Source organism: Paracidovorax oryzae ATCC 19882 (assembly GCF_000687165.1).
Lineage (GTDB): Bacteria > Pseudomonadota > Gammaproteobacteria > Burkholderiales > Burkholderiaceae_C > Paracidovorax > Paracidovorax oryzae.
Map to the genome: position 1 here is coordinate 44635 of NZ_JMKU01000022.1, position 23130 is coordinate 67764.

Annotated in this window: 20 protein-coding genes; 6 read left to right on the plus strand and 14 right to left on the minus strand. The window is 69.0% G+C overall.

Annotation, left to right across the window (positions count from 1 at the left end; translation table 11 throughout):
• Positions 1-47 precede the first annotated feature (47 nt).
• Positions 48-323, minus strand: coding sequence for a (2Fe-2S)-binding protein (locus tag T336_RS0117105; RefSeq protein WP_026433483.1), 276 nt, complete (start codon positions 321-323; stop codon positions 48-50).
• A 226-nt stretch (positions 324-549) separates the two neighbouring features.
• On the minus strand, positions 550-1128 hold the full coding sequence (locus T336_RS0117110) for a phasin family protein (RefSeq protein WP_019700551.1): 579 nt from the start codon (positions 1126-1128) through the stop codon (positions 550-552).
• Positions 1129-1353: 225 nt separating this feature from the next.
• Between T336_RS0117110 and T336_RS0117115 the strand changes: the two genes are divergently transcribed.
• Positions 1354-1839, plus strand: coding sequence for an acyl-CoA thioesterase (locus T336_RS0117115; RefSeq protein ID WP_026433484.1), 486 nt, complete (start codon positions 1354-1356; stop codon positions 1837-1839).
• A gap of 54 nt (positions 1840-1893) precedes the next feature.
• Here T336_RS0117115 and ggt read toward each other — a convergent pair whose 3' ends face one another.
• Positions 1894-3903 (minus strand): gamma-glutamyltransferase, encoded by a 2010-nt coding sequence (ggt, locus tag T336_RS0117120; protein ID WP_019700553.1) that lies wholly within the window; start codon positions 3901-3903, stop codon positions 1894-1896.
• A gap of 290 nt (positions 3904-4193) precedes the next feature.
• Here ggt and pncB point away from each other — a divergent pair, with 290 nt between their 5' ends.
• The 4 genes from pncB to T336_RS0117140 all read left to right on the plus strand — a co-directional run bounded on the left by pncB (position 4194) and on the right by T336_RS0117140 (position 9138).
• Positions 4194-5402 carry a nicotinate phosphoribosyltransferase gene (gene pncB / locus T336_RS0117125; RefSeq protein WP_026433485.1) on the plus strand — a complete coding sequence of 403 codons (1209 nt, stop codon included), beginning with the start codon at positions 4194-4196 and terminating at the stop codon, positions 5400-5402.
• A 72-nt stretch (positions 5403-5474) separates the two neighbouring features.
• Positions 5475-6455, plus strand: coding sequence for a 2-hydroxyacid dehydrogenase (locus T336_RS0117130; protein ID WP_019700555.1), 981 nt, complete (start codon positions 5475-5477; stop codon positions 6453-6455).
• A 63-nt stretch (positions 6456-6518) separates the two neighbouring features.
• Positions 6519-7943 carry a DNA recombination protein RmuC gene (locus T336_RS0117135; protein WP_026433486.1) on the plus strand — a complete coding sequence of 475 codons (1425 nt, stop codon included), beginning with the start codon at positions 6519-6521 and terminating at the stop codon, positions 7941-7943.
• A 1-nt stretch (position 7944) separates the two neighbouring features.
• Positions 7945-9138, plus strand: a complete 1194-nt coding sequence (locus T336_RS0117140) for an MFS transporter (protein WP_026433487.1) — start codon at positions 7945-7947, stop codon at positions 9136-9138.
• A 21-nt stretch (positions 9139-9159) separates the two neighbouring features.
• Here T336_RS0117140 and T336_RS25345 read toward each other — a convergent pair whose 3' ends face one another.
• The 7 genes from T336_RS25345 to T336_RS0117175 form a co-directional block, all read right to left on the minus strand.
• Positions 9160-9657, minus strand: coding sequence for a hypothetical protein (locus T336_RS25345; RefSeq protein ID WP_156957885.1), 498 nt, complete (start codon positions 9655-9657; stop codon positions 9160-9162).
• Between the two features lie 327 nt (positions 9658-9984).
• The gene (locus tag T336_RS0117150) at positions 9985-10848 is read right to left on the minus strand and encodes an LOG family protein (RefSeq protein WP_026433488.1); all 864 of its coding nucleotides are present in this window, start codon (positions 10846-10848) and stop codon (positions 9985-9987) included.
• 73 nt (positions 10849-10921) lie between these two features.
• Positions 10922-11302, minus strand: coding sequence for a fluoride efflux transporter CrcB (gene crcB, locus T336_RS0117155; RefSeq protein ID WP_019700561.1), 381 nt, complete (start codon positions 11300-11302; stop codon positions 10922-10924).
• Positions 11303-11340: 38 nt separating this feature from the next.
• Positions 11341-12654: a TRAP transporter large permease gene (locus T336_RS0117160; protein WP_026433489.1), complete on the minus strand. Its 1314-nt coding sequence runs from the start codon at positions 12652-12654 to the stop codon at positions 11341-11343.
• A 57-nt stretch (positions 12655-12711) separates the two neighbouring features.
• Complete coding sequence (locus T336_RS0117165) at positions 12712-13245, minus strand: TRAP transporter small permease (RefSeq protein WP_026433490.1); 534 nt, start codon at positions 13243-13245, stop codon at positions 12712-12714.
• Between the two features lie 7 nt (positions 13246-13252).
• Entirely contained in the window at positions 13253-14260 is a 1008-nt protein-coding gene (locus tag T336_RS0117170) for a TRAP transporter substrate-binding protein (protein WP_026433491.1), read from the minus strand.
• A 199-nt stretch (positions 14261-14459) separates the two neighbouring features.
• Positions 14460-16268 (minus strand): M14 family metallopeptidase, encoded by a 1809-nt coding sequence (locus T336_RS0117175; protein WP_026433492.1) that lies wholly within the window; start codon positions 16266-16268, stop codon positions 14460-14462.
• Positions 16269-16396: 128 nt separating this feature from the next.
• Here T336_RS0117175 and T336_RS0117180 point away from each other — a divergent pair, with 128 nt between their 5' ends.
• Positions 16397-20059: a hydantoinase B/oxoprolinase family protein gene (locus T336_RS0117180; protein WP_026433493.1), complete on the plus strand. Its 3663-nt coding sequence runs from the start codon at positions 16397-16399 to the stop codon at positions 20057-20059.
• A 49-nt stretch (positions 20060-20108) separates the two neighbouring features.
• Here the strand turns inward: T336_RS0117180 and T336_RS0117185 are convergent, their stop codons facing one another.
• Genes T336_RS0117185 through T336_RS0117200 form a run of 4 tightly spaced genes read right to left on the minus strand, consistent with a single transcriptional unit; the run spans position 20109 to position 23057 of the window.
• Positions 20109-20483, minus strand: coding sequence for a monovalent cation/H(+) antiporter subunit G (locus tag T336_RS0117185; RefSeq protein WP_019700567.1), 375 nt, complete (start codon positions 20481-20483; stop codon positions 20109-20111).
• Entirely contained in the window at positions 20480-20770 is a 291-nt protein-coding gene (locus T336_RS0117190; RefSeq protein ID WP_019700568.1) for a K+/H+ antiporter subunit F, read from the minus strand. The genes T336_RS0117185 and T336_RS0117190 overlap by 4 nt, the downstream gene beginning before the upstream one ends.
• Positions 20767-21261 carry a Na+/H+ antiporter subunit E gene (locus T336_RS0117195; RefSeq protein WP_019700569.1) on the minus strand — a complete coding sequence of 165 codons (495 nt, stop codon included), beginning with the start codon at positions 21259-21261 and terminating at the stop codon, positions 20767-20769. Before T336_RS0117195 ends, T336_RS0117190 begins: the two co-directional genes overlap by 4 nt.
• Complete coding sequence (locus T336_RS0117200; RefSeq protein ID WP_035226394.1) at positions 21258-23057, minus strand: monovalent cation/H+ antiporter subunit D; 1800 nt, start codon at positions 23055-23057, stop codon at positions 21258-21260. Before T336_RS0117200 ends, T336_RS0117195 begins: the two co-directional genes overlap by 4 nt.
• Between the last annotated feature and the right edge of the window lie 73 nt (positions 23058-23130).

The window sequence follows — 23130 nt, forward strand, 5'->3', positions numbered from 1 at the left end:
AGTTGCTTACTTGCGGAAGATCCACCACATGGATCCCACGACGAGGATCAGGCTGCCAGCGAGGATGAAGAGGAGTTCCATGCCTTGCTTTCCAGGATGGCAGCGGCAAGCTGGATGGTTTGCGGCGCGATCTCTTCCTTGTGCAGGGCGGCCACCGAATGCTTGGTGCCGCAACGGGCGATGACGTCGCGTGCGCAGGATTCGCAGCGGCCGCACTGGGTGGCCACGCCGAGTTCGAACTGGATCTCGTCGAAGCTCAACCCCGCATGCGCGTGGCGTGCGATTTCCCGGTCAGAAACCCGGCGGCATACACAAACGATCATGGGGCTGAAGTCTTGGCTGGTGTGGACGACGATGCATTATAAATGCGAATTCATCGCATTTGCAATCATTGGAGTCCGACGCCGCAAGAATGTTCCCGATCCGTGGTGCAGCCTGCAGGTCCCGCTGCGTGCAGGCAAAAAAAAGCCCGGCGGGCGCCGGGCTTTGAAATGGATCCAGGAACGTGGCGTTCGGGAGGATCCAAGGAGACAACGGGTAGCCCGCGGCTCAGCGCTTGCGCAGGGCAGCCGAGGTGGCTGCTGCGGCGGCGTTGGTGGCCGAGGCGGCATTGGCGGTGGCCGTGTTGGTCACTGCGTTGAAGTTGGCTTCAGCCGCGTCGCTGGCCTGCTTGACGACCTTCTGGACGGTTTCGAAAGCATTGTTGGCGGCGGACACGGCGCTCTTGAACACGGCCACGCCGGTTTCGGTGCCAGCGGGGGCATTGCGGGCGGCGGTGTCCACCAGGTTGCTGAAGTTGCGCTGGATTTCAGCGGCCTGGGCTTCGAAGGCACGGCCGAACTCGGCGGTGGTGCCGGAGGCGATTTCGTACAGGTGGCGGTTGTAGGCGGCGGTCTTCTCGGCCAGGGGCTGGAAGAAGGCGGCTTGCAGCGAGAGGAGTTCCTGCGGATCCTTGACCGACAGCAGGGCCTGGGTATGGGTGGCGGCTTCGCTGAGGGTGGCGCGCGAGGCGGTCACGTTCAGTTCGACCAGCTTCTCCACGCCTTCGAAGGCCTTGTTCGTCAGGCCGAACAGCGTGTCGAGGTGGGCCTTCTGGGAAGCGATGAGTTGTTCGGGGGTCAGCGACATAGGTATCTCCTCTGAAAACAGTCCGGTGGCCGGACCTAAGCCAAGTGGATGGAACCGCGCTACGCCATGTTCATGTTGCAGTGCAGCATGGAACGAATTCTAGAGACTTTGCCGGGCGGTGCAAGCCTTTTTGCTGCACTGCAGCATGTTTAGAGTCGTGCCTCCAAAACCTGTTGAGGCCCATCCCTCGTGGCCGGCACGGAGCGGCTGGCAGAATGGGCCGCCATGACCACCGCCAAGCTCTCGGCCGCCCCGCCAGCGCCGCGGCGCGCGCCCGAGGCGCGCGACCGCTATCCCGTGTTCCGCAGCATCACCACCCGCTGGGGGGACAACGACATCTACGGGCACGTCAACAACGTCGTCTATTACAGCTGGTTCGACACCGCCGTGAACGCCTACCTGATCGAGCAGGGCGCGCTCGACATCCATGGCGGGGACACCATCGGGCTGGTGGTGGAGACGCAGTGCAATTACTTCGCGCCGCTGGCGTTCCCGCAGACCATCGAGGCGGGTATCCGCGTCGCGCACCTGGGATCGAGCAGCGTGCGTTATGAAGTGGGGCTGTTCGCCCAGGGCGAACCGTTCTCGGCCGCCGCAGGCCACTTCGTGCACGTATATGTGGGGCGGGAGGACCGCCGGCCGCGGACGCTGCCGGAGCCGTTGCGCCGGGCGCTGGAGCCGCTGAACCAGGCCGCCGGCGCCGCCCGCTGAGGCGGGCCGCGCCGGCAGGCGCCGCATCCGGCACCGGCACCGGATGGCGGCGCGTCAGGGCTTGAAGGTGTCGCCCAGCACCACGCCTTCGCGCCGCGGATCGGCTCCGCCCTGGAGCACGCTGGCGCCGTTGCGGTTCACCCGCAGGATCGTGGCCGTGCCGCTCGACTGGGCGGAGGTCGAGACCGTATGGCCCAGCGCGCGCAGGCCCGTGACCAGCGGATCATCGTTGCCGTTGTTCGCCGTGTTGACGTTCGGATGCTCGCCGCCCACCGAGGTGGTGGCGCTGTTGCTGGCACCGAAGTCCACCAGGGACGTGGCCTGCTGGGCATCCAGGCCCCAGTCGAGCGCTCCGACCACGGTCTTCACCACGTACTGGATGATGGTGCCGCCGCCGGGCGAGCCCGTGCCCATCACGAAATCGCCCATGCTGCCATCGGCGGCCTTGCGGAACACCAGGGTCGGCGCCATGGAACTGCGCGGTCGCTTGCCGGGCTCCACGCGGTTGGCGACCGGAGCGCCGGAGGCGTCCGTGGGCGTGGAGGCGAAGTCGGTGAGCTGGTTGTTGAGCAGGAAACCCTGGGTCATGTGGAAGGAGCCCATGCTGGCCTCGACCGTGGTGGTCATGACCACGGCGTTGCCGTCCTTGTCCACGATGGTGAAGTGCGTGGTGCCGCGTTCCTCGAGCGGCACGACGCCGGCCGCGCCGGTGCCGAAGTCGCCCGCCGCGGCGGTGCCCATGCTGCGCGTGGTGCTGATCAGGCCGGCGCGCGTGCGCAGGTACGACTTGTCGAGCATGCGTGCGGGGGAGCCGCCGGGCAGGGGGACGAAATCGGTGTCGGCCACGTACTTGTCGCGGTCGGCATAGGCCAGGCGCTCGGCTTCGCTGACCAGGTGCACTCCCATCACCGTGGGCTTGCCGCCTTCGAGGTCGATGGCCGTGGGCTTGTACTGCGAGAGATCGAAGTTCTCCAGGATGCCGAGCGCGGAGGCCACGGCGATGCCGCCGGAGGAGGGCGGTGACATGCCGCACACCCAATAGTCGCGGTAGGTGGTGCACACCGGGTCGCGGCGCTTGGCGCGGTAATTCGCCAGGTCGCTCAACTGCGTGAGGCCCGGCGTGATGGCGACGGCTGGCGAGCCGCCGCTGGTGGCCTGGATCTTCGCGACGATGCCCTGAGCGATCGGGCCCGTGTAGAAGGCATCGGCGCCGTTGCGGGCGATGGCGGACAGCGTGTCGGCATAGGCGGTGTTCTTCAGCACCGTGCCCAGGGCCTTGGGCGTGCCGTCGGCATTGAAGAAGTAGGCCACGGCCTCCGCGTCGCGCGCCAGGCCGGAGGCGGAGCCGGAAATGGCCGCGGCCATGCGGCCGCCGATGGGGAAGCCGCCGCGCGCCAGCTGCTCGGCCGGCTGGAACAGGTCGCCCCAGGCGAGCCGCCCGTGGTCGCGGTAGGCCAGTTCGAGCATGCGGACGGCGCCGGGCGTGCCGATGGAGCGCCCGCTGGCGCGCGCACCGCCTGGCTGCGGCGCGGTGCGGTCGGCGTCGCTGACCCAGCGCAGGTAGTCGGCGGTCGCGGCCGCAGGCGCGGTCTCGCGGCCGTCGTAGGCCTGGACCTTCTTCTGGGCCGCGTCGTAGTGCAGCATGAAGGCGCCGCCCCCGAGGCCGGAGGACTGAGGCTCCACCAGCCCGAGCACCATCTGCACGGCGACGGCGGCGTCCACGGCCGAACCGCCTTTCTTCAGCACTTCGCAGCCAGCACGCGACGCATACGGATTGGCCGTGGTCACCATGTACTGCTTCGCGTGGACCGCGGTCTTGCCGACCCGGTAGCCGGAGGCCGGCTCCGGCGCGGCCGGATCGCCCGGCAGGCCGGAGCCGACCGTGACCAGGCCGTTGTCGCTCGTCACGGCGCAGGCATTGTCCTGGCTGGGAACGAGGGCCGTTCCGCCGTTGCCGCTGCCGCCGCAGCCCGAGAGGGCCAGCAGCGCAGCGGCCAGCGCTGCGGGAAGGCCCCATGCGGGGGGCGGGGAAGAGGGTGAATGAGGCTTGCCGAGGCTGTGCATCCGGAATCGCTTTCTTTTTTGGTAGAGGATGTGGAGAAGTGCGCGGTGGCCGGGAGTCTCCCTTCCCGGGGCGCCCCGCAAGCATAGGTGGTTCGCCGGGGGCGCGGGGCGCCGGGGGCGTCCGGCCCGCATCGTGGAACTGCACAGCCGGCGCCAGCGGGCAGGGCGCGGCCGCGGTGCAGGAGGCGCGCACGCGATGGCGCGCTTGGTGACACAATGCACGGCGCGCCTGCAGCTTTCCCTTCCGCGCCCCGGCCTCCGCTGCCGGTCCGCGCGCCGATGCCTCTTCCATGATCATCACCAGCCTGCTCGATACCGACCTGTACAAGTTCACCATGATGCAGGTGGTGCTGCACCAGTTTCCCGGAGCGCAGGTGGAGTACCGCTTCCGGTGCCGCAACCCCGGCGTGCAGCTCGCGCCCCATGCGGCCGAGATCCGCGACGAGATCCGCTCGCTCTGCAGCCTGCAGTTCCAGGACGCGGAGCTGATGTACCTGCGCTCGCTGCGCTTCGTGAAGAGCGATTTCGTGGACTTCCTGGGGCTGTTTCGCCTCAACGAGAAATACATCACCGTCACGCCGCTGGCCTCGGGCGAGATCGACATCCGGATCACCGGGCCGTGGCTGCACACCATCCTGTTCGAGATCCCGGTGCTGGCGATCGTGAACGAGGTGTACTTCCGCAATACGCAGAAGGTGCCGGATTTCCCGGAGGGGCGCCGCCGGCTGGATACCAAGATCACGCAGCTGCAGGCGGACGGGCTGGGGCCACTGAAGATCGCCGACTACGGCACCCGGCGGCGCTTCAGCCGCGCGTGGCACGAAGAGGTGCTGCGCGTGCTGCTGGCCCGTCTGGGCACGGGCGAGCGGCGCACCGACGGCCGCGCGGGACCCGGGCAGTTCGCGGGCACGAGCAACGTGCTCTATGCGATGAAGCTCGGGGTCACGCCGCTCGGCACCATGGCGCATGAATACCTGCAGGCCTGCCAGGCGCTCGGCCCGCGGCTGCGCGACAGCCAGATCTACGGCTTCGAGATGTGGGCGCGCGAATACCGCGGCGACCTGGGCATCGCGCTGTCCGACGTCTATGGCATGAGCGCCTTCCTGCGCGATTTCGACCTGTATTTCTGCAAGCTGTTCGACGGCGCGCGGCACGACAGCGGCGACCCGTTCGCCTGGGGCGAGCGGCTGCTGGAACACTACCGCCGCAACCGCGTCGATCCGCTCACCAAGACGCTGATCTTCAGCGATGCGCTCACGGTGCCGCGCACGATCGAGCTGTTCCGGCAGTTCCACGGCCGCTGCCAGCTGGCCTTCGGGATCGGCACCAACCTGACCAACGACCTGGGCTGCGAGCCGCTGCAGATCGTCATCAAGATGACGCGCTGCAACGGGCAGCCCGTTGCCAAGCTGTCCGACACGCCCGGCAAGGGCATGTGCGATGACGAGAAATACCTCGCCTATCTGCGCCAGGTGTTCGAGATTCCCGCGCCGGCCTGAGACCGCCCGGCGCGCGTCGCCGGCCGCAGGCGTTTCGGCCTTGTCCCTTTCTTCACCAGGAACCTACGCTCCATGACCCGACCCCGCATCCTCGTCGCCCGCGCCATCTTCCCGGACGTGGTGGACCGCCTCGCCCGGCATTTCGACGTCGAGGCCAATCCCGAGGATGCGATCTGGAGCCCCGAGGAACTGGCCCGGCGCCTCGCCGACAAGGATGGCGCGCTGACCACCGGCAGCCAGCGTATCGACGCGGCGCTCGTGGCGGCCTGCCCGCGCCTGCGCATCGTGGCCAACATGGCGGTGGGCTACAACAATTTCGACGTGGATGCGCTCACGGCCGCGGGGGTGCAGGCCACGAACACGCCCGACGTGCTCACCGAGACCACCGCCGATTTCGGCTTCGCGCTGCTCATGGCCACGGCCCGGCGCGTGACCGAGAGCGAGATCTACCTGCGCGAAGGCCGCTGGAGCAAGTGGAGCTACGACATGTTCGCGGGCTCGGACGTGCACGGCTCCACGCTGGGCATCCTGGGCATGGGCCGGATCGGGCAGGGCATCGCGCGGCGCGGCGCGCACGGCTTCGGCATGAACGTGATCTACCACAACCGTTCGCGCCTCTCGCCGGAACTCGAGGCCGGATGCAAGGCCCGGTACGTCTCCAAGGAAGAGTTGCTGCGCGAGGCGGACCACCTCGTGCTCGTGCTGCCGTACACGCCGGAATCGCATCACGCCATCGGCGCGACGGAACTCGCGCAGATGAAGCCCACGGCCAACCTGATCAACATCGCACGCGGCGGCATCGTGGACGACGCCGCGCTGGCGCAGGCGCTGCGCGAGCGGCGCATCGCCGCGGCGGGCTTGGACGTGTTCGAGGGCGAGCCGAAGGTGCATCCGGATCTGCTGGCGGTGCCCAACGTGGTGCTCACGCCGCACATCGCCAGCGCCACGGTGCCCACGCGGCGCGCGATGGCCAACCTCGCGGCGGACAACCTGATCGCGTTCTTCGATGGACGCGGTGCGCTCACGCCCGTGAACACGCCCCGGCCCCGCTGAGGGGCTCCCCACTGCCCGCCGGTCCGCGGGGCCGGCAGTTGACAACGAAACGTCTGGATTGGCATGTCGATCGAATGGCTGGTGGTGGTCGCGTTGCTCGCGCTCATCACCGTGCTCCTGGGAGTGCTGCTGCTGCGCAGCCCCCGACCCGAGCTTCCCCCCGAATGGGCCATGCGCCTGCAGCGCCTGGAGCAGGTGGCCCAGGCCACGCAACTGGCGGTGGCGAAGAATGACGGCGCGCTGGAAGGCATGGCCCAGCAGTTGCGCGGCTTCACGCAGGCCACGCACGCGCACCTGGAGGGCCAGCGGGAAGTGCTGGACGAGCGGCTTGCGCAGGCGGTGCACGACGCCCGCTCGGGCCGTGCGGAACTGCGCGAAGGCTTCGATGCCTTCGAGGCCCGGCTGGGGCAACGGATGGCCCAGGCGCAGGCCGATGCCGCCGTGGCCCGCCGCGAACTGGCGGAAGCCCTGGGCGCCTTCCGCGCCGAACTGACGCAGACCTCGGAGTCGCTGCGCACCGCGCTGCACGAGCGTCTGGCGGCCATCCAGTCGGACAACGCGGCCCGCCTGGAGGAGATGCGCCGCACCGTGGACGAGAAGCTGCACGCCACGCTGGAGCAGCGGCTGGGCGAATCGTTCAGGATGGTGAGCGACCGGCTGGAGCAGGTGCACCGCGGCCTGGGAGAGATGCAGACGCTGGCCGCCAGCGTGGGCGACCTCAAGCGCGTGATGACCAACGTGAAGACGCGCGGCACCTGGGGCGAACTGCAGCTGGGCGCCATCATCGAGAACGTGCTGGCGCCGGAGCAGTATGCGCGCAACGTGAAGACGGTGCCGGGCAGCGACGAAATGGTGGAGTTCGCCATTCGCCTGCCGGGCCGGGGCCAGGAGGAGCCGGTCTGGCTGCCCATCGACGCGAAGTTTCCGGTGGAGTCCTATCAGCGCCTGCTGGACGCGCACGACGCGGCGGACAAGGCGGCCGTCCTGGCGGCGGGCAACGCGCTGGAGGCCGCGGTCCGCTTCGAAGCGCGCAAGATCGCCGCCAAGTATGTGTCGCCGCCGCACACCACGGATTTCGCGGTGCTGTACCTGCCCACCGAAGGGCTGTTCGCCGAAGTGGTTCGCCGTCCGGGCCTCGTGGAGGCGCTGCAGGGCGAATGCCGCGTGATGGTGGCCGGGCCCGCGAACCTCGCGGCCATGCTCAGCAGCCTGCAGATGGGTTTCAAGACGCTGGCGATCGAGAAGCGCTCTTCCGAGGTGTGGGGGCTGCTGGGCGCGGTGAAGACGGAATTCGCCAAGTTCGGCGACGTGGTGGAGGCCACGCGCAAGTCGATCGACGCCGCGGCCAAGCGCTTCGACGAGGTGGGCGTGCGCACGCGCGCCATCCAGCGGCGGCTGCGGGACGTGCAGGAGCTGCCTGCGGACGAAGCCGGTGCGGTACCGGCCGTGGAAGCACCGGCGGGCCACCGCCCGGAAGCGCCGAACTGAAATGGACACCGCGCTCGCACGGCTGATCGCCGGCCAGATATGCATCCATGCCAGCATGACCGGCATGCGCCTGGCAGCCCCGCTGCTGGCACTGCGCGAGGGCTACAGCGCGGCGGCCGTCGGTGCCCTGCTGGCGCTGTTCGCGCTCACCCAGGTGTTCCTGTCGCTGCCGGCGGGGCGGTACGCCGATCGCCACGGACTGAAGCGGCCCGTCGGCTGGGCGGTGGGCGTGGCCAGCGCGGGGGCGGCCGGCGCGCTTGTCTGGCCGTCCTTTCCCATGCTCTGCCTGGCCGCGCTGCTGACCGGCGGTGCGTCCGGGGCTGCCATGATCGCGCTGCAGCGCCACGTCGGCCGCGCCGCGCATGGCTCCGAGCAACTGCGGCGGGTGTTCAGCTGGCTGGCCATCGGCCCGGCCGTGTCCAACTTCGTGGGGCCGTTCTTCACCGGCCTGCTGATCGACCATGCAGGGCCGGTGCCCGGCAGCACGGCGGGCTACCGCGCAGCCTTCGCGCTCACGGCGCTGCTGCCGGTGGCCACATGGTTCTGGGTGCGTGCGACGGTGGAGCTGCCGCCCATCGCGGCGGCGCAAGGGGGCCCGCGCTCCCGCGCGTGGGACCTGCTGGGCGACACGGGCTTCCGCCGCCTGCTGCTGGTGAACTGGCTGCTGTCGTCCTGCTGGGACGTGCATACCTTCGTGGTGCCGCTGCTGGGGCATGAGCGGGGGCTGTCCGCCTCGGTCATCGGCTCCATCCTGGGCGCGTTCGCCATCGCCGCCGCGGCCATACGCGTGCTCATGCCGTTGGTAGCCGCGCGCCTGAAAGAGGCCTCCGTGGTGATGTGGGCCATGGTGGCGACGGCCTGCCTCTTCGCCATCTATCCGCTGCTGCCCACCGCCTGGGCGCTGGGCCTGTGCTCGGTCCTATTGGGCTTCGCGCTGGGCTCGGTGCAGCCGATGATCATGAGCATGCTGCACCAGATCACGCCCCACCACCGCCACGGCGAGGCGCTGGGCCTGCGCCTGATGGCGATCAACGCGTCCAGCGTGGCGATGCCCGTGCTGTTCGGCTCGGCTGGTGCGCTGATCGGAGTGGCCGGGCTGTTCTGGGTGGTGGGGGGCGTCGTGGGGCTGGGTGCGCGGGTCGCCCGCAACCTGGGGCAAGGCAGCGGGTCCCTGCACGGTGCGGTGCAGGATTGACCTGGGACCTGGCTGTCCCTGTCAGTGACCGGGGGAGGACGAAGTGGCGCGGCGGGAGCGCACCGGCTCGCCGTGGTCTCCTCTGACAAGGCCCAGCAGAATATTGATCAGGGCCCTGGAGTCCCGGGCCCTGCTGGCGGCGTCCACAACGCTCGGGGCAGCGATGCCGTCCGCCAGGTCGGCAAGGTGATCGACGACCTGCTGGGTGTGAACCCCTGTTGCATCGGTCATGTCGTCGGGGTCGCCTTCCGCGGCCACGGTGACATGGTTCAGGGCACCGAGCAGCAGGCTGCGGTCGATCTGCGGGGCGAGCATCCTTCTGACAGCCGCGATGCCCTCCTGCAACAGTCCAGCACTTAGCTGGACGATCGCCCGCCCGGCGAGCATCTGGAAACCCAACCCCGCCATCTGGACGCCCTGCGCCGCGGCCGTTCCATCTCCGCGTGCCCTGTTGGTCACCGCCTGGAAGGCTCCCGTGGCCATCAATCCCACGGCCGTGGTGTTGTAGGTACGGCTCAAGATCGTGCGGGGAGACGGCAAGTCGGCTCCGGCAGCTCGACGCTGGGGCATGCCTTCGGGCGCTTCGTGCCGGGCTCTTGGTCGTGCTCGCGTGGGAGACGTATCGGAGTCGTCGTTGCGCGATGAACTGGCGCGGGATGTGCTGGGGGCGCTGTTGGAGATGCGGCGCATAAGTGTCTGCATGGAATTGGATTGCTTCCATTCTTTGCGACGCCCGCGCGGGCCGGGGGCCTCCCGGCCGAACCGGTTACCGGTCTTTGCGAAGACCGGTCGCCGTACGCGAGATGCTGCCCAGGACTGCTCCTGCTCCCTCGCGTCGCCAGGGCGTCAGAGCTTGTAGAACGCCTTGATGAGCCCCCAGGCTTCTTCCGGATCATCCGTGTAGTGAAAGAGGTTCAGGTCGGCCGCCGAGATCGTGCCCTGTTCCACCAGCGCGTCGAAGTTGACGAGACTCTTCCAGAACTCGGTGCCGAAGAGCACGATGGGCACGGGCTTGGCCTTGCCGGTCTGCACCAGCGTGAGCACCTCGAACAACTCGTCGAGCGTGCCGAAGCCGCCGGGGAAGGCCACCAGCGCCTTCGCCCGCATCATGAAATGCATCTTGCGCAGCGCGAAGTAATGGAACTTGAAGGACAGCGACGGCGAGATGTAGCGGTTGCCGCTCTGCTCGTGCGGCAGGGCGATGTTGAGGCCCACGTTGAGCGCCCCGGCTTCGTGCGCGCCGCGGTTGGCGGCCTCCATGATGCCCGGGCCGCCGCCGGTGCAGATGTAGATGCGGTCGGAGGGCGGAAGCTGCTGGCTGTAGTTCGCCACGACGCCGGCGAAGCGGCGCGCGAGGTCGTAGTAGCGGGCATTGCGCACGGCCAGCTGCGCGCGCGCGATGCGGGAAGCGTCCCCGCTGGCTTCGGCGTCGGCCAGTTGCTGGGCGGCGTCTTCGGGTGCCAGGAAGCGCGCGCTGCCGTACACCACCACGGTGTTCTCGATGCCCTGGGCGGTCTGGCCCAGGTCGGGCTTGAGCATCTCGAGCTGGAAGCGGATGCCGCGGGTCTCGCGGCGCAGCATGAATTCCGGATCCGCGAAGGCGAGCCGGTAGGCATCCGCATGCAGGGGGTTGCCGTTCACGGCATGGTTGTGCAGCTCGGCCCAGGCGTTGGCCAGCCGGCTTTCGTTGAGTTCGGTATTGGATTCCATGGAAGCGATGGTGCGGGGGAAAGATGGCACGGCCGTGGCCATGCCGGGGAGACAGTGGCGAGTGTGCGACAAATCAGCGGGCCAGCCACCACAGTGCCGTGCGCATGCCGGCCCAGGTGAGGGCCAGCGAACCGCCCAGGTGCACCGCGATGGTGCCGAACGCCAGCCCGAAGCGCTGCTGCATGAGCATGGTGACCACTTCGCCGGAGAAGCTGGAGAACGTGGTGAGCGTTCCCAGGAAGCCGGTGATCACGAGCAGGCGCCACGCGGGATCGATGTCCGGGCGGCTGGTGAATACCGCCAGCGCGATGCCGATGCAGTAGCCCCCGATGAGGTTCACGGCCAGCGTGCCCCAGGGAATGATCCCGCCCGGATTGAGCCAGAGTGCGAATCCCCAGCGCATCAGGGCGCCGACGCAGGCGGCCAGGCAGATGACGACGATGTTGAGCAGCATGCCCCGGAGTATGTCAGGACGCGCGGGCGCCCGGGGGCTTACCCTCCGTCCTTGCCCATCACCAGGTCGGGGAGCACGGTGACGATCTGCGGGAAGAGGGTGATGAGCGCGATGCAGGCCACCAGGCAGAGGAAAAAGGGAATCGCTGCGCGGGCGATGGTATTGCTGTCCTTGCCCGTCATGTTCTGCAGCACGAAGAGGTTGAACCCTACCGGCGGCGTGACCTCGGCGATCTCCACCAGCAGCACGATGAAGATGCCGAACCACACCAGGTCGAAGCCGGCTTTCTGGATCATCGGCAGCACCACCGCGCTGGTGAGCACGATCATGCTGATGCCGTCGAGCGCCGTGCCCAGCACCAGGTACACGATCGTCAGCACCGCGATCAGGGCGTAGGGTGGCAGGTGCATGGATTCGACCCATTCGGCCAGTTCGCGCGGTATGCCGGTGAAGGCCATGGTCTTGGTGAGGAAGGCCGCGCCCGCGAGGATGAACATGATCATGCAGCTGGTGCGGGTCGCGCCCATCAGGCCCTCGCAGAAATTCCGCCATGTCAGCGACCGGCTCCAGAGTGCCAGGCCCAGCGATCCCGCCACGCCGAAGGCCGCGCACTCGGTGGCCGTGGCATAGCCTGCCACCAGCACCCAGACGATGAACACGATCAGCACCGTGACGGGGATGAGGTGGCCCGACTGCCGTATCTTCTGGCGCAGCGTGGTGGGTGGGTCGGCCGCCGGCACCCGGTCGGGATGACGCAGGCTCCACCAGCCGATGTAGCCCGAGAAGAGAAGCATGAGCAGCAACCCCGGCAGGAAGCCCGCCAGGAAGATGCGGATGATGGAGGCATCGGCGGCCACCGCGTACACCACCATGGTGATGGAAGGCGGGATGAGGATGCCCAGCGTGCCGGCCGTGGCCAGCGAGCCGAGGGCCAGGCGCTCGTCGTAGCCGCGCCGCAGCAGCTCCGGCAGGGCGACCTTGCTGATGGTGGCGCAGGTGGCGGCCGAGGATCCCGACACCGAGCCGAAGATGCCGCAGCCCAGGATGGTGGTGTGCATCAGCCGGCCCGGCACCCGGTTGAGCCAGGGCCGCAGCCCTTCGAACATCTCCTCGCTCAGCCGGGTGCGGAACAGGATCTCGCCCATCCAGATGAAAAGGGGCAGCGCCGCCAGTTCCCAGCTCGCGTTGCTTTCCCAGAAGGCCGAGAACAGGTTCTTGCCAGGCTGGGTGCTGGTGAAGAAGGCCTGGCCCACCCAGCCGCAGATGGCCAGCGTCATCGCGATCCAGACGCCGCCCGCGAGCAGCACGATCATCAGCAGCAGCAGGATGCCGCCCACCATCAGGATGTCCATGGCACTGGTCTTTCTGCCGCGCATGGCGCAGCCTGGATTCTTGGAAACGGCGGCGCCTCAGATGTCGGCGGAGAAGTCCCCGCGCGCGTGGCGCTCCTCGACCGCGCGCACGAAGCTCGGCGTGCCGCCGCGCAGCACGATCAGGAATTCGTCCAGTACCGCCACCAGCAGCAGCACCGAGCCGATGGCGAAGCTCAGCTGGGGAATCCACATCGGGAGCGGCAGCAGGCCCTGGGCCACGTCGTTGAATTCCCAGCTCTCGTAGGTGAACAGGCAGGCGGACCAGGCGAGGTAGGCCGTCGCCACCGTGCCGATGGCGAGCGCCGCCAGCTCCAAAGCACGGCGCGGGCGCGGTGGCAGCTTTTCCAGCAGCAGGGTGACACGCACGAAATCGCCGTGCTTGAACGCATGGGCCATGGCGAAGAAGGCAGCGGCAGCGCAAAGCCAGGCGACCACGTCGTTCAGCGCGCCGGTGCGCACGCCCACCTCGCGCAGGATGCTCTGGGCGATCATCAGCGCGCAGATCAGCGCGACGCAGGCGGCGCCCAGGGCCCCTGCCGCGAGGTACAGCCGGTCGAGGAAGCGACGCACGGCCGCCTCACCTGGCCGCCGCGGCGGGGGTGGACTTGCGGTAGGCCGCGATGATCGCTTCGCCGTCCGGACCTGCCTTGCGCAGCCATTCGGCCAGCATCACGTCGCCCACCTGGCGCAGGTCCGCGGTGAGCTTGGCCGGCGGCGGCAGGATCTTCATCCCCTTGTCGGCCAGGGCTTTCTTGTACCACTCGTTCTTGTCGGCGCTCAGCTTCCAGCCGCGTGCCTCGGCCTCCGCGGCGGCCTTGAGCAGCGCGTCCTGCGCGGGCTTGTCGAGCGCATCGAAGGCCTTGCGCGAGACGATGACGGCGTTCTTCGGCAGCCAGGCCTGCGTGTCGTAGAAATACTTGATGCTCTCGTAGAGCTTGCTGTCGTAGCCGGTGGAGCCGGAGGTCATCATCGATTCCACGGCGCCGGTGGCCATGGCCTGCGAAAGCTCCGCGGCCTGGATGGTCACCGGTTGCGCGCCGATGAGCTCCGCGATCTTGGCGGTGGCAGGGCTGTAGGCACGCCACTTGATGCCGCGCAGGTCCGCCACGGAGGTGATTTCCTTCTTGCTGTAGATGCCCTGCGGCGGCCATGCCACCGTATAGAGCAGGCGCAGCCCCTGCGCGCCGAGCAGGCGCTCCAGCACGGGCTTCTGGGCTTCGTACAGGCGCCGGGATTCAGCGTACGAGGTGGCGAGGAACGGGATGCCGTCCGCGCCGAAGACCGCGTTCTCGTTCTCGAAGTTGGGCAGAAGGATCTCCCCCGCCGGCGCCTGGCCGCCCTGGACCGCGCGCTTGATTTCATTGGCCTTGAAGAGCGATGCGTTCGCGTGCACCGTGATGCGCAGCTTGCCCCCGGTCCCGGCTTCCACGTCCTTGGCGAACTGCACCAGGTTCTCGGTATGGAAGTTGGTGGCCGGATACGCGGCCGCGAGGTCCCAGCGGACCTGCGCGGCCGATGGCGCCGCGGAAAGGACGCCGGCCAGGGCGAGGGCGAGGGCGAGGAGGGGAAGGGCTCTGCGCTGCATAGGTGCTCCGGAAGGAAGGTCATCCAGGAAGGGCTGTGCGGTCCGGCACCGCGCGAACGCCGACGCAGGCCGCCAGGGCGCATCGAATGTAAGCGGGGTACCGGGGAGGGGCACCCCGGGTGCGACCCCGATGCCCCCAGCTCCGCGCTGGTGCTATGCATGTCCCGTGCCAGGCGCGCCGCGGGCCGGACATGGGGCATCAGCCGCCGGCCATGATGTCCTGCCAGGCCCGCTCCGCCGCCAGCACGGTGGCGCATTGCACTGTGTGCGCGAACCGGAATGCATCCCCGTGGATGGTTTCGTCGGGAAACTCGGTGATGAGCGTGACCGGGGCCCCGCGCTGCACCTCGGAGCGGGTGCAGGCCGTGCCGTGGATGAGCTCGAACGGCAGGGCACCGGCATGGCGCTCGTAGAGAGCGATCTGCGCTGCGTTGAATTCCTCCAGCCCGTGCACCTTGCCGAGTTCCGCGGCCACGTGTTCCAGCAGCGCCCCGGCACGCGCCTCCCAACCCGCGTGGTAGCGGAGAATCAGGAAAAAGCCTTTGGGAATGGTCCAGAGATCGAAGCCGCGGGGCACATAGCCGGTCAGCGGGCGCGTCCACTCGTGGGCAGGGTAGCCGTGCAGGTTGAGGTGCAGTTGCGCGCCCGAGAGGGCCAGGCCCTGCTCGAGCGCCTGCCGTTCGTACCACGGGGCGCTCTCGCGCCATTCCAGGTCGTCGCCCAGCGCGGTGTAGCGTGCAGCATGGTGCATATGGTGGGGATGGTGCGCTCCCAGTTCCCGGTGCAGCGCGTAGCCGTCGGGATTCTTCAGGGGCAGCAGCGCGAAATGCGCTCCCGTCTGAGCCGCCAGCGCGTGGCCCGCCCGCAGCGCGCCCACCACGCCCGATGTCTCGTTGGCATGCTGTCCGCCGCTCACGAAGACCGGAGCCCGGCTGCCGCGCAGGTAGCGCCCCCACACGCCGCGTCCCTGGCGCGAGTGCGCGCCGAAAGGCTCGCCGCCCAGTTGCTCCAGTTCCTGCGCGATGCGCGCGGGCGCGGGGCTCCTGTCGAGATCCTCGAGGGCCTGCCCGGTGTCCGTGTCCGGCCACGCGGCGGCATCCTGTGCGGCGGTGTCGAAAGGCCGCACCTCCACCCGCACCCGCGGCGGGGCTCCGGGAGCGCAGGGGCGCACATCCGGCACGAGCTGTCCCGGCTGCAGAAGCCGGCTGCCCTGGGCGCGGCCCGAGTGCCGCTGGAACAGCTCGAGCAGCCCGAAGTACAGGTCCTCGTGCAGCGCCTCGAAAGTGCTGATGCACTCGTTGGGCACATTCAGCGGGCATTCGTAGCCCGGCAGGTCCACGCGCAGGTCCAGCCGCTCGAAGTAGGGCTCCTGCCGCGGCCACGGATGGGATTCCACGGCCTGCACGGCACGCCAGAACAGGCACTCGAACTCCGTTGCGTGCGCGGTGTCCAGGAGATCGCCCGCACCTTCCGAGCGGCCTGCGCGCAGCCAGCCGGTGGCGCAGAGCTGCGGCGTGCCCAGCACATCGGGCCGCACGTGGTTGGGTGCGAACACCCGGTGCACATGCGTCGCCCCGCCGGCGAACGCCAGCGTCACTTCGTAGTGGAGATCGCTTCCACCCGCTTCGAATGCCATTTCGCAGCCCGGAACCAGTGCGGCCAGCGGATAGGCTTCCAGGCGGAAACGCTGTGCGCCTGCATCGGGATGCACTGGATAACGCACCCGGGCGCTCACCGGCCGCTCTCTGCCGCAGCAGGCGGGCAGTTCTTCGATGAACCAGTGCACGAGCGGCTTGTAGGCGCTGCGCAGCCGTGCCTGCACGCCGGTCTCCGCCAGGCGCTGTTCGGCCGCGCGCCTGGCGGAGGCGCCTTCGAAGAGCCAGCCTTCCACGAAGCAGCCGCGCCAGCCGGGAGCGGTGAAGCGCTCGACCCATTCATCGAGGGTGCGGGGCTCGGTGGCATCGAGCAGCAGGAGCGTTCGGGGCGTGTCCGGGTGGGCGGTGTGCATGGGAGGGGCGAAGATTCGGTGGCTGGCTGGACGGTGGCCGATGCGGGTCACCCCTACATTATGGGAACCGGCGGACAGGCGCGCATGCGCGTCAGCCCGCAGAACGCAATTCCGGAAGAGGACGCGACATGGCAGTAAACAGCTGGCAGTTCTGGGTGGACCGCGGTGGCACTTTCACCGATATCGTCGGGCGGGGGCCGGACGGTTCGCTGGCCACGCACAAGCTGCTGTCGGAAAACCCGGAGCACTACCGCGATGCGGCCGTGGCTGGCATTCGCCATCTGCTCGGGTTGCCGGCCGGCGCGCCGGTCACGCGCGACCGGGTGGAGTGCGTGAAGATGGGCACGACGGTGGCGACCAACGCGCTGCTGGAGCGCAAGGGCGAGCCCACGCTGCTGGTGACCACGCGCGGCTTCCGCGACGCGCTGCGTATCGCCTACCAGCACCGGCCGCGCCTCTTCGACCGGCACATCGTGCTGCCCGAGCTGCTCTACGACCGCGTCATCGAGGCCCAGGAACGCGTCGGTGCCCACGGCGAGGTCGAGCAGCCGCTGGACGAGGCGCACCTGCGCGAGCGCCTCTGGGCGGCGTACGACGCGGGACTGCGCAGCGTGGCCATCGTGTTCATGCACGGATGGCGCTTCACCGCCCACGAGGCTGCCGCGGCACGGCTCGCGCGCGAGGCCGGCTTCACGCAGGTGAGTACCTCGCATGCCACCAGCCCGCTGATGAAATTCGTCAGCCGCGGCGACACCACGGTGGTGGACGCCTACCTTTCGCCCATCCTCCGGCGCTATGTGGAGCAGGTCGCGGCCGAGATGCCGGGCGTGCCCCTTTATTTCATGCAGTCGTCCGGCGGGCTTGCCGATGCGCGCCGCTTCCAGGGCAAGGACGCGATCCTTTCCGGCCCGGCGGGCGGCATCGTGGGCATGGCACGCACCGCCGTGGCGGCCGGCTTCGACCGGGTGATCGGGTTCGACATGGGCGGCACCTCCACCGACGTGAGCCATTTCGCGGGCGAGTTCGAGCGGGAGTTCGAGACGCAGGTGGCCGGCGTGCGCATGCGTGCACCCATGATGGGCATCCATACCGTGGCCTCGGGAGGTGGCTCATTGCTGGACTACGATGGCGCGCGCTTCCGCGTGGGCCCCGAGAGCGCCGGCGCGCATCCGGGCCCGGCCTGCTACCGGCGCGGCGGCCCGCTGGCAGTGACCGATGCCAACGTCATGGTGGGCAAGATCCAGCCCGCGCACTTTCCCCAGGTGTTCGGTCCGTCCGGCGACATGGCGCTCGACGCGGACGTGGTGCGTGAGCGCTTCGGCGAATGGGCCGCCCGCACGGGCCGGCCACCCGAGGACGTGGCGCACGGCTTCATCCGGATCGCGGTGCAGCAGATGGCCAACGCCATCAAGAAGATCTCGGTCGCGCGCGGCTACGACATCACCGCGTACACGCTGCAGTGCTTCGGCGGGGCGGGCGGACAGCATGCGTGCCTGGTGGCCGACGCGCTGGGCATGCAGCGCGTCTTCGTGCATCCGCTGGCCGGCGTGCTGTCGGCCTATGGCATGGGTCTGGCAGACCAGAGCGTGATCCGCGAGCAGGCGCTGGAAGTGCCGCTGGATCCGCAGGAGTGGCCGTCAGTGGAAGCAGCCCTGGCGTTGCTGGCCGCCCGCGCGCAGGAGGAACTGCACGCCCAGGGGCCGGGCGTGCAGGCGGGTGCGCCCTGCATGCTGCGCAGGATGCACGTGCGCTATGCCGGGTCGGACACCGCCCTGGCCGTTCCCTTCGGCAGTCCGGCGGAGGTGCGGGCCGCGTTCGAGGCCTCCTACCGGCAGCGTTTCGCCTTCCTCATGGCGGGCCGGGCAATGGTGGTGGAGGCCGTGTCGGTGGAAGCCGTCGCACCCGGCGAAGCGCCGGCCGAGAGCCTGCACCCGCTCCATCCGCCGCGCGAGGTGCCGCGCCGCAGCACGGTGCGCGTCTATACCGAAGGCACCGACGGCGGTGCGCGCTGGCACGAGGCGGCTCTGGTCGTGCGCGACGACATGCGCCCGGGCGACGTGCTGCAGGGCCCGGCCATCATCGCGGAGCGCACCTCCACCACCGTGGTGGAGCCGGGCTGGGAGGTCCGCCTCACCGCGCAGGACCATCTCGTACTGGAGCGCCGCGTGGCCCGCGCGGAGCGCCATGCGGCGGGCACCACGGTGGACCCGGTGCTGCTGGAGGTCTTCAACAACCTGTTCATGAACATTGCCGAGCAGATGGGGCTGCAACTGCAGAACACTGCCCATTCGGTCAACATCAAGGAGCGCCTGGACTTCTCCTGCGCACTGTTCGATGCCGAAGGCCATCTCATCGCCAACGCGCCCCACATGCCCGTGCACCTGGGCAGCATGGGCGAAAGCATCCGTACGGTGATCGCGCGCAACGCCGGCCGCATGCGGCCCGGCGACGTGTACGTGCTGAACGACCCCTACCACGGCGGCACGCACCTGCCGGACATCACCGTGATCACGCCCGTGTACCTGGAGGAGGGTGCGAAGGCGGAGGCCGCCCGCCCCTCTTTCTACGTGGGCAGCCGGGGCCACCACGCCGACGTGGGCGGTGCCACGCCGGGGTCGATGCCGCCTTTTTCCGCGCGCATCGAGGAAGAGGGCGTGCAGATCGACAATGTCCTGCTGGTGGAGGGCGGCGTGCTGCGCGAGGCCGGGATGCTCGCCCTGTTGTCCGGCGGCGAATACCCCGCCCGCAACCCGCAGCAGAACCTCGCCGACCTGAAGGCGCAGATCGCCGCCAACGAAAAGGGCGCGCAGGAACTGCGCAGGATGGTCGCGCAGTTCGACTTGCCCGTCGTGCAGGCCTATATGGGCCATGTGCAGGACAACGCGGAGGAATCGGTGCGGCGGGCCATCGGGCGGCTGGCCGCGCGCGTTCCCGAGGGCGCCTACGCGCTGGCACTCGACAACGGCGCCTGCATACAGGTCGCGGTGCGCATCGATGCCGCGCAGCGCAGTGCGGTGATCGACTTCACCGGCACTTCGCCGCAGCAGCCGAACAACTTCAACGCGCCTACCGCGGTGTGCATGGCGGCGGTGCTGTACGTCTTCCGCTGCCTGGTGGACGACGATATTCCCTTGAACGCGGGCTGCCTCAAGCCGTTGCAGGTCATCATCCCGCCGGGCTCCATGCTGAACCCGCTGCCCCCGGCAGCGGTGGTCGCCGGCAATGTGGAGACCTCCACCTGCATCACCAATGCCTTGTTGGGCGCCCTGGGCGTATCGGCGGGCAGCCAGTGCACCATGAATAACTTCACCTTCGGCAACGAGCGTTTCCAATACTACGAAACCGTTGCCGGCGGCAGCGGTGCGGGTGGGCTTTTCGATGCTGCGGGTGCGTTGGCAGGGGGCTTCCACGGAACCAGCGTGGTGCAGACCCACATGACCAATTCGCGGCTCACCGATCCGGAAGTGCTGGAATTCCGCTTTCCCGTGCGGCTGGAGAGCTTCGCGTTGCGGCCCGGCTCGGGTGGCGCCGGACGCTGGCGCGGCGGCGACGGCGGAGTGCGCCGCATCCGCTTCCTGGAGCCGATGACGGCAAGCATCCTTTCCAACGGACGGAAGGCCGGGGCCTTCGGCATGGCTGGCGGTGCGGCCGGCATGCCAGGCATGAACAGGGTCGTGCGGGCGGACGGCAGCGCGGAGGCGCTGGGCCATATCGGCCAGGCGGAAATGCGCGCGGGCGACGTGTTCGAGATCCACACGCCTGGTGGCGGCGGGTTCGGCAGCGCCTCCTGATGGCGGCCGGGGCGTGAGCGGCCCTGCGCGGGGTCGCCGCCCGGGGCCGTCAGGAATCGCGCTGCGAGGTGGTGGCGTCCGTCCGGCGGCTGAGGCTGGGCGGCACGTCCCGGCCCGCGCGCCGGGCGCGGAACAGTGCGGCGCGCATGAGGAAGATGTTGGTCACCGGCACCGTGACCGCGACGAACAGCGCGATCAGCAGCGGATGCAGCGCCAGCCCATGGCCCGCGATCGAAAAATACAGCAGCGTGCCGTGCATGATGCACCAGCAGCCCATGGTGGCGATGATCGAAGGCGCATGCACGCGCTCGAAGTAGGTCTTGAGCCGCAGCAGGCTGAGCGAGCCCAGCATCGCGATGGCGGCGCCGAAGAGCACGAGCACGGCCACGGCGATTTCGGCCCAGAGCGGGATCGCCTGCATCATTCGATCACCTCGCCGCGCAGCAGGAACTTCGCCATGGCCGTGGAACTGGCAAACCCCAGCAGGGCGATGAGCAGCGCCGCCTCGAAATAGTGGGTGCTGCCGTAGTAGATGCCCAGCACCAGCATCGCCAGCATGCCGCTCTGGTACATGCAGTCCAGTGCCAGCACCCGGTCCTGCGCCGAGGGGCCCTTGAGGATGCGCACGAGCGCGAAGACGATGGCCAGCGCGAGCATGGCCAGCGCGACGGGCAGGGCCCAGGAGAGCACGGGGCTGGTGGTCATCGTCATGATTCGAAGATCTCCATCAGGGGGCGTTCGTAGCGCTGCTTGATGTGGCCGATCACGGCCTCGTGGCTGTCGAGCTCCAGCACGTGCAGCATCAGCACGGAGCGGTCCAGCGACAGTTCGGCCCACGAGGTGCCGGGCGTGATGCAGACGATCACCGCCAGCACGGCCAGGCCGTTCGCATCGCGCAGGTCCAGCGGGATCTGCACGAAGCCCGGCGGATGCCTGCGCTGCGACTTGAACAGGAGGAAGCGCACCACGTTCAGGTTGGACAGCGAGGTGTCCACCACCACCGACAGCGCGAGGCGCAGGATCGCACCCGGACGGCGCACGCGCACCGGCACCGGCCGCAGGCCGCGCGTGAGCAGCGGGATCGCCACGCCGACGATGGCCGCAAGGATCAGCTGTCCCGCGCTCACCGAGTGGTTGAGCAGCAGCCACATGCCGGCCAGCGCGACGGACAGCAGCGGGGCGGGAAAGAAGCGCTTCATCATGGCGTGGCCTTGGTTTCGACCAGGGGCGCCGCCGCGGCGTCGGCCACCGGCGGGCCCGCGAGCACAGGCGCGGGAGGCATCCTCCGTACGGTGGCGCCCGTGCCTTCGGGCGTGGCGGGTCCCGGCTTCGGCCGGGCCGACATCACCGCATCGATGTAGCCGCCGGGCGCATGCAGCGCGTTCGCCGTGGCCTGCGTGAAGTCCATGACCCGGCCCGCCTGCAGCGTCAGGCCCACGCAGCAGGCCAGCATCAGGGCGATGGGAATGCCTTCGAGCACGCGCAGTTGCGGGGCCGGGCGGTCGTGCGTGGTCCAGAAATGCCGCATGCCCGTGCGGGTGAGTGCGAGCAGTGCCATGAGCCCCGTGGCGATCAGCATGCCGAACAGCAACCAGCCGAGCGACGAGGCCCGCACGCCGGCCGACGCGCCGAGCCCCAGGGGATTGAGCAGTGCCGTGAGCATCGCGAACTTGCCGACGAAGCCCGACAGCGGCGGCAGGCCTGCGATTACCAGCGTGCACACGAGGAAGGACAGGCCCAGGAAGGCTGCCGCCGCCGGGATGACGCGGCCGACCAGCACCATCTCCTGTTCGTCCAGGTTCAGGCGCTGGGCGGGCACCAGCTCGGGTGTGAGGAACGGGGCATCGTCGTCCAGCTCGTGGGGCGCGAGCGTGGCACCGTCGTTGCGCCAGCGGTCGATCAGGTCGGTGAGCAGGAAGAGAGCGCTGATGGCCAGCGTGGAGCTGGGCAGGTAGAAGAGCAGGCCCGCCGTGAGCAGGTTCTGCCCGAAACCCGCGGCCGCCAGCAGCGTGCCCGATGACAGGATGGCCGCATAGCCGGCCAGCACGCCGACGCGCTGCGATCCCAGCATGCCGATCGCGCCGAACGCCATGGTCACGAGGCCGCCGCCGATCAGCCACAGGCTGCCGAACATCGCGGATGGGCCGGCCTCGGCGCCGAACATCAGCGTCCACAGCCGCAGGATGGTGTACACACCCACCTTCGTCATCAGCGCGAACAGCGCCCCGGCAGGTGCGCTGGCTGCGCTGTAGGCCGGCGCGAGCCAGAAGTTCAGCGGCCACACCGCCGCCTTGATGAGGAAGGCCGTGGCCAGGATGCCGGCGGCCGCGTGCAGCAGGCCCCGGTCGGCATCGGCCACGTACGGGATGGTCTGCGCGAGGTCTGCCATGTTCAGCGTGCCCGTGATGCCATAGAGCATCGACACGCCGATCAGGAAGAGCGACGAGGCCGCGAGGTTGATGGCGATGTAGTGCAGCCCGGCCTGCACCCGCGTGCGCCCCGAGCCGTGCAGCAGCAGTCCGTACGACGCCGCCAGCATGATCTCGAAGAACACGAACAGGTTGAAGAGGTCCGCCGTGAGGAAGGCGCCCGCCAGCCCCATCAGCTGGAACTGGAACAGCGGATGGAAATGCACGCCCGCACGGTGCCAGCGCGCCGCGGCAAAAACGATGGAACACAGAGCGACGAAGCTCGTGAGCACGAGCATGAGCGCCGACAGCCGGTCCAGCGCGAGCACGATGCCGAAGGGCGCGGGCCAGTTGCCCGGCAGGTACACGCCCATCGTGACAGGCTTGCCCCCCAAATGGGTCCAGAACAGCAACGCCAGCGCGATGCACAGGCCGGCCAGCGTGGACAGCAGGTTCATGCCCAGCTTGAGCCGCTGGCGCTCCTCGCGCAACAGCAGCATCAGCGCCGCCGTCAGCAGCGGCAGCATGATGGGCGCGAGCATCAGGTGCGGCATGGCGGCCGACATCCAGTGCGAGAACTGTGCCTGCATGGCCGCGTTCACAGGCAGCTCCCGTCCGCAGCGCGGCGGTGTTCCATGCGGCGATGGGTGGAGAGGGTCGTGC

Coding starts and splice junctions, on each gene's coding strand:
- T336_RS0117130 (WP_019700555.1), top strand. CDS start 5,475: ATGACCCGACCCCGCATCCTCGTCGCCCGCGCCATCTTCCCGGACGTG.
- ggt (WP_019700553.1), bottom strand. CDS start 3,903: ATGCACAGCCTCGGCAAGCCTCATTCACCCTCTTCCCCGCCCCCCGCA.
- T336_RS0117195 (WP_019700569.1), bottom strand. CDS start 21,261: ATGATGAAGCGCTTCTTTCCCGCCCCGCTGCTGTCCGTCGCGCTGGCC.
- pncB (WP_026433485.1), top strand. CDS start 4,194: ATGATCATCACCAGCCTGCTCGATACCGACCTGTACAAGTTCACCATG.
- T336_RS0117115 (WP_026433484.1), top strand. CDS start 1,354: ATGACCACCGCCAAGCTCTCGGCCGCCCCGCCAGCGCCGCGGCGCGCG.
- T336_RS0117110 (WP_019700551.1), bottom strand. CDS start 1,128: ATGTCGCTGACCCCCGAACAACTCATCGCTTCCCAGAAGGCCCACCTC.
- T336_RS0117185 (WP_019700567.1), bottom strand. CDS start 20,483: ATGATGCAGGCGATCCCGCTCTGGGCCGAAATCGCCGTGGCCGTGCTC.
- T336_RS0117180 (WP_026433493.1), top strand. CDS start 16,397: ATGGCAGTAAACAGCTGGCAGTTCTGGGTGGACCGCGGTGGCACTTTC.
- crcB (WP_019700561.1), bottom strand. CDS start 11,302: ATGCTGCTCAACATCGTCGTCATCTGCCTGGCCGCCTGCGTCGGCGCC.
- T336_RS0117190 (WP_019700568.1), bottom strand. CDS start 20,770: ATGACGATGACCACCAGCCCCGTGCTCTCCTGGGCCCTGCCCGTCGCG.
- T336_RS0117105 (WP_026433483.1), bottom strand. CDS start 323: ATGATCGTTTGTGTATGCCGCCGGGTTTCTGACCGGGAAATCGCACGC.
- T336_RS0117150 (WP_026433488.1), bottom strand. CDS start 10,848: ATGGAATCCAATACCGAACTCAACGAAAGCCGGCTGGCCAACGCCTGG.
- T336_RS0117170 (WP_026433491.1), bottom strand. CDS start 14,260: ATGCAGCGCAGAGCCCTTCCCCTCCTCGCCCTCGCCCTCGCCCTGGCC.
- T336_RS0117160 (WP_026433489.1), bottom strand. CDS start 12,654: ATGGACATCCTGATGGTGGGCGGCATCCTGCTGCTGCTGATGATCGTG.
- T336_RS0117200 (WP_035226394.1), bottom strand. CDS start 23,057: ATGCAGGCACAGTTCTCGCACTGGATGTCGGCCGCCATGCCGCACCTG.
- T336_RS0117135 (WP_026433486.1), top strand. CDS start 6,519: ATGTCGATCGAATGGCTGGTGGTGGTCGCGTTGCTCGCGCTCATCACC.
- T336_RS0117175 (WP_026433492.1), bottom strand. CDS start 16,268: ATGCACACCGCCCACCCGGACACGCCCCGAACGCTCCTGCTGCTCGAT.
- T336_RS0117140 (WP_026433487.1), top strand. CDS start 7,945: ATGGACACCGCGCTCGCACGGCTGATCGCCGGCCAGATATGCATCCAT.